Origin of the sequence: Lysinibacillus sp. NPDC096382, from assembly GCF_044762845.1 — a bacterium.
GTDB lineage: Bacteria > Bacillota > Bacilli > Bacillales_A > Planococcaceae > Lysinibacillus.
The window spans coordinates 1-4656 of sequence record NZ_JBIWFC010000040.1 but is presented as its reverse complement, the minus strand read 5'-3'; the positions used below and the strand labels follow the sequence as shown (position 1 = coordinate 4656).

General features: G+C 31.4%; 3 protein-coding genes and 1 rRNA gene. All 4 read left to right on the top strand.

Going from position 1 to position 4656, the window contains the following annotated elements; genetic code table 11:
• Positions 1-70, top strand: a 5S ribosomal RNA gene (gene rrf / locus ACIQZA_RS25600); the annotation flags it as partial.
• A 340-nt stretch (positions 71-410) separates the two neighbouring features.
• On the top strand, positions 411-1580 hold the full coding sequence (locus ACIQZA_RS25495) for an ATP-grasp domain-containing protein (RefSeq protein WP_400942038.1): 1170 nt from the start codon (positions 411-413) through the stop codon (positions 1578-1580).
• Positions 1581-1616: 36 nt separating this feature from the next.
• The gene (locus ACIQZA_RS25490; protein ID WP_255505319.1) at positions 1617-3302 is read left to right on the top strand and encodes a methyl-accepting chemotaxis protein; all 1686 of its coding nucleotides are present in this window, start codon (positions 1617-1619) and stop codon (positions 3300-3302) included.
• Between the two features lie 191 nt (positions 3303-3493).
• Positions 3494-4387 (top strand): patatin-like phospholipase family protein, encoded by an 894-nt coding sequence (locus tag ACIQZA_RS25485; protein WP_400942042.1) that lies wholly within the window; start codon positions 3494-3496, stop codon positions 4385-4387.
• The last annotated feature ends 269 nt before the right edge of the window (positions 4388-4656 follow it).

Genomic DNA, 4656 nt, shown 5'->3' with positions numbered 1-4656 from the left:
CGGAAGTTAAGCTCTTTAGCGCCGATGGTAGTTGGGGGCTTCCCCCTGTGAGAGTAGGACGTCGCTAGGCAATGTAAACAGTCAGCTGAGTGCTGGCTTTTTTTTTATAAAATTATACAAATAATAATTAACCAAAATAGTAAAAAATCGAGAAGCTAATGTAAGCTTCTCGATTTTTTTACTATTTACTTTAGCAAAAGTTAATCTTTATATAGTCAAATATACTCATTAGTATTTAGATATTTCATTTTACTTTCATATTAATTTCGATGTAATATTACCCATAGTATTAAAAGGTAATACTATGGCTTTTATAGGTATTTTATATTAAAATAGGTAATAGTTATTTTTACATACTATTAGGATATAGGTATGTAAAAAAATATATAATATAAATAGGAGTGTAAATATTGATAATACTAGATAGACCTTATGTTTCGGACTTATTAGCGGACACAATTAGTAAGAATAAAATTCCGGTAATCAAATTAAATGAAGTTTTTATACCAAACGAATCTACTATAAATTTAAAAAAGGTAGACGATTTGTTGATTGAATTAGAGAAAGGGAATTCTCCAATTCTCTTTAACTCTGAAAATGGACTTAATATTTTATCAAAATATGCGCCTAATCACTATTTAACAACTGTTACAGATATTTTGAAAAATAAAGTTACTTTCAGGAAAACATTAAGTAGACATTATACAGATTTCTTTTTCACAGAAGTTTCTCTAAAAGAATTAGAAGAATTAGATCCTAGTGCTCTACCTTTCCCTATTATTGTTAAGCCTGTTATAGGATATTCAAGTATAGGTGTACATCGTATTGATAAAGTAGAAGAATATAAAGAAACTATTAAACAACTTAAGTTTGAAATGGAAGTTACAAGTTCAGAGTATCCAATCGAAGTTATTAATAATCAATCATTTATAATTGAAAAATTAATTGAAGGCGATGAATACGCTGTTGACGTATATTTTACAGAAGACGGGGAACCTGTTGTCCTAAATCTTTTTAAAAGAATGTTTAGACATGAGAAAGACATGAGCGATAGAATTTACTATACGAGTAAGCAAGTAATAAATGAGTCCCTCAACAAAATTCAAGAGTTTTTAAGAACTATTTCATCGTTCTTCGCTTTAAAGTCCGCCCCTATACATATTGAAATTCGCATCGATAATGACCAGATTGTTCCTATTGAAGTAAATCCACTTAGATTTGCTGGTATCGGTACAAATGAACTTGGCGTTCATGCATATGGTGTAAACGCATGTGAGTACTTTTTTAAACAAGAAAAGCCTGATTGGGAAAATATAATTAATCAAATGGATGATTCAATTTATAGTTTTTGTTGTGCCGAAATAGATGCCTCTATTGATTGTAAGCAAGTTGTATCTATTAATCATGAAGCGTTTAAACTAAACTTTGGTGAAATTTTAGAATATCGACCAATGAAAGTGAATGAAAGCTCTACTTTTGCTGTAATCTTTCATAAGTCACCGGATTTAAATGAAAATATAAGGTTATTGAATTTAGATCTGAATCAATATATAACGTTAAAAGAAAGGGTATTTGTTTAATAATGACTAATTTTTTTATTGCAGTTAGGAGCGTTAATGATGTTTAAAAGTATGACAATTAGAAAGAAAATATTATTAAACGTATTAATGCCTATTGTTGTTATAAGCACAATTTTTAGCTTAGCCATTTTTATTGTAGCTGATCGTTTAATTGACGGTTATATTATTCCTCAGTTTGAAGAGAGCTTAACAATGAAAATGGAGGATTTCGATGAGTTATTTGATAAAGAATTAATCAATAGTGCTAAAACAAACAAAAGTGCATATCAAGAACTATTGTCTAGAGGAAATGCATTTCAAGAAGAGTATGATTTAGAAAATGTGTATATCATGAGTAAAGTAGATAATAAAGAAGTCATTTTATTTTTAGGTAATGACGATAAGTATTTATCACCTCTAGCGTTTACTGATGAACAAAAAGCAGCACTAGGTACAACTAAAATGGTTACAAGTGATATTTATATAGATGATTACGGCGCCCATAAGTCTACATTTTTACAAGTTCAAGGAACAGATTCTGTCTTAGGATTAGATGAAGATGCAGATTTTATAGTTGATCTAGAAAGTTTATTAATAAAAGTATGTGTATTATTAGCACTTATATTTATTGTGGTAAGTGGTATACTAGCATATTTCACTGCTAAAAGAATTTCTAAACCGTTAAATGAACTTGTAGATTATACTAAAGTAATTGCAGCTGGTGATTTAACACAGGAAATAAAAAATACAAGTAATGATGAAATTGGTCAACTTGCATCAAGTTTTAATAGTATGCAAGTACAGCTAAAAGAAGTTATAGGTCATGTATCCTCAACAGCAGACTATGTAGCAAACGGGTCTAAAGAATTGACTCAAAGTATAGAGCAAGTGACAGAAATGGCTAATCAGGTATCAGCAGCAGTTCAGGAAGTTTCAGTAAGTAGCGAAATGATAACAACTGGGGCTATTCAAAATCAAATTGCAATTAGAGAAATATCAGAGGGGATAGTAGAAATTACAGAATCTACTACAAACGTCTCTGATGAATCTATTAAGACATCTGAAGAATCCAATCAAGGTAATAATGTCATTCAACAATCCGTACAAGGAATTGATTCAATTAACGAGCTTTCAAAAGCCTCAATGCAAATGACAGAACAAATGCATCAACGTTCTAAAGAAGTAGGACAAATTACAAATGTAATTACAAGTATTTCAGATCAAATTAATTTACTAGCACTAAATGCAGCTATTGAGGCTGCTCGTGCAGGTGAATACGGAAAAGGGTTTGCTGTTGTCGCAGATGAAATAAGACATTTAGCAGAACAATCTGCCCAATCTGCTAATGACATAACTAAATTAATCTCTGAAATGCAAAACAATTCTAATGAATCGGTTGAAGCTATTACGAGAGTAGTAGATGAAATTGATCAAGAGACTGTCGCAATAAGATTGGCTGGAGATACTTTCCAAAAAATATCATCTCTAATTTCAAACATTAGTATGCGAACGCAATCAATTGCTTCAACAGTAGAACAAATATCAGCAAGCTCTGAACAAGTATTAGGGACTACTGAGACAACTGTGCAATCATTGGAGCAAACATCAGCAGGTACCCAAAATATTGCTTCAACTATGCAAGAGCAATCTGCTTTTATGGAAGAAATGCTAGGAACAGCTAATCAAGTAAATGATATGGTTGAAAACTTAAAAGGTCAAATTGCACATTTTAAAATTAAATAATCTAAGCAATAACATTAACTAAGTTAAAAGGATTAGCTCTAACTTGAACAGAGCTAATCCTTTTACTATTTTTAGATCCGTATGCCAGTACAAAGACGTTTGTAAATTCGACAAAATACTCATTGAGTTCGTTCTAATTGTATATAACTTTTTATATAATGTAGCGATTACCTGAAAAAGGAGAGGAAATTTTGTGGATTGATGGTGTTTTTTCTGGCGGTGGTTTGAAGGGGTTTGCACTAGTTGGGGCGTATCAAGTACTAGAAGCTGAAAATTTCCGCTTTAAACGGGTAGCTGGAACAAGTGCTGGGGCCATATTAGCTACTTTTATTGCTGCAGGGTATAGTGGAAAAGAAATTCAAACGATGTTAGAAGAGTTGGATGTACCTTCATTACTAGATCCAAGGAAAACAATCTTACCTTTCCCGTTTATGAAGTGGGTTAATGTTTATCACCATTTAGGTTTATATAAAGGAAAAGCATTAGAAAAATGGTTTTTTCAGAAATTGGCAGCAAAAGGTGTTTATACATTCGGAGATTTACCTAGAGATTCATTAAAATTAGTGGCTTCAGATTTAACAAATGGCAGAATGATCGTTTTACCAGACGATTTACAAAAATATCATATTGAAGCGAGGAACTTTTCTGTAGCAAGTGCTTTACGTATGAGCTGTGGTATACCGTTCTTCTTTGAACCTGTTACATTAAAAACAGGAAAAGGAGATTCAGTTATAGTAGACGGCGGCGTATTGAGCAATTTTCCGTTATGGGTATTTGATGATAGAGAAGGACGTAAGATGCGACCGATTATAGGACTTAAATTGAGTAGACGTAGAGAAGAACAACATCCACATGAAATCAAAAACGGATTAAATTTATTTGAAGCTTTATTTACTACTATGAAAGATGCTCATGATGAAAGGTATATTTCAAGACGGCATGAACGAGATATTATTTTTATTCCTGTCGATGACTATAGCGCCACACAATTTGATTTAGATGAAGAGACTAAAGAAACGCTTTTAGAAATAGGAAGAAACCGTACTATTCAATTTTTAAAATCATGGCCAAAGTTTAGGTTATAAAACTTTTAAAAAAACAAAAAAACTATTGACGTTCTATGAAGTGGGTGATATTATATAAAAGTTGCTGCTAAACATGCAGCTAGAACAATATGAAAATAAAATAACTGTTTGACATTATGTATAAAACATGTTATTATATAAAAGTTAACTCTTAACAAAGAGATGGCGATTATAAATGAACCTTGAAAACTGAACAAGCAAAACGTAATCAATAAAGTTTTTACTAGCTAACCTTGAGTTAGTGAACGAAACAAAATTTTGGACATCAA

Bases quoted from the DNA above. Each gene is read 5' to 3' on its own strand.
- ACIQZA_RS25490 (WP_255505319.1), top strand. From the start codon at position 1,617: ATGATGTTTAAAAGTATGACAATTAGAAAGAAAATATTATTAAACGTA.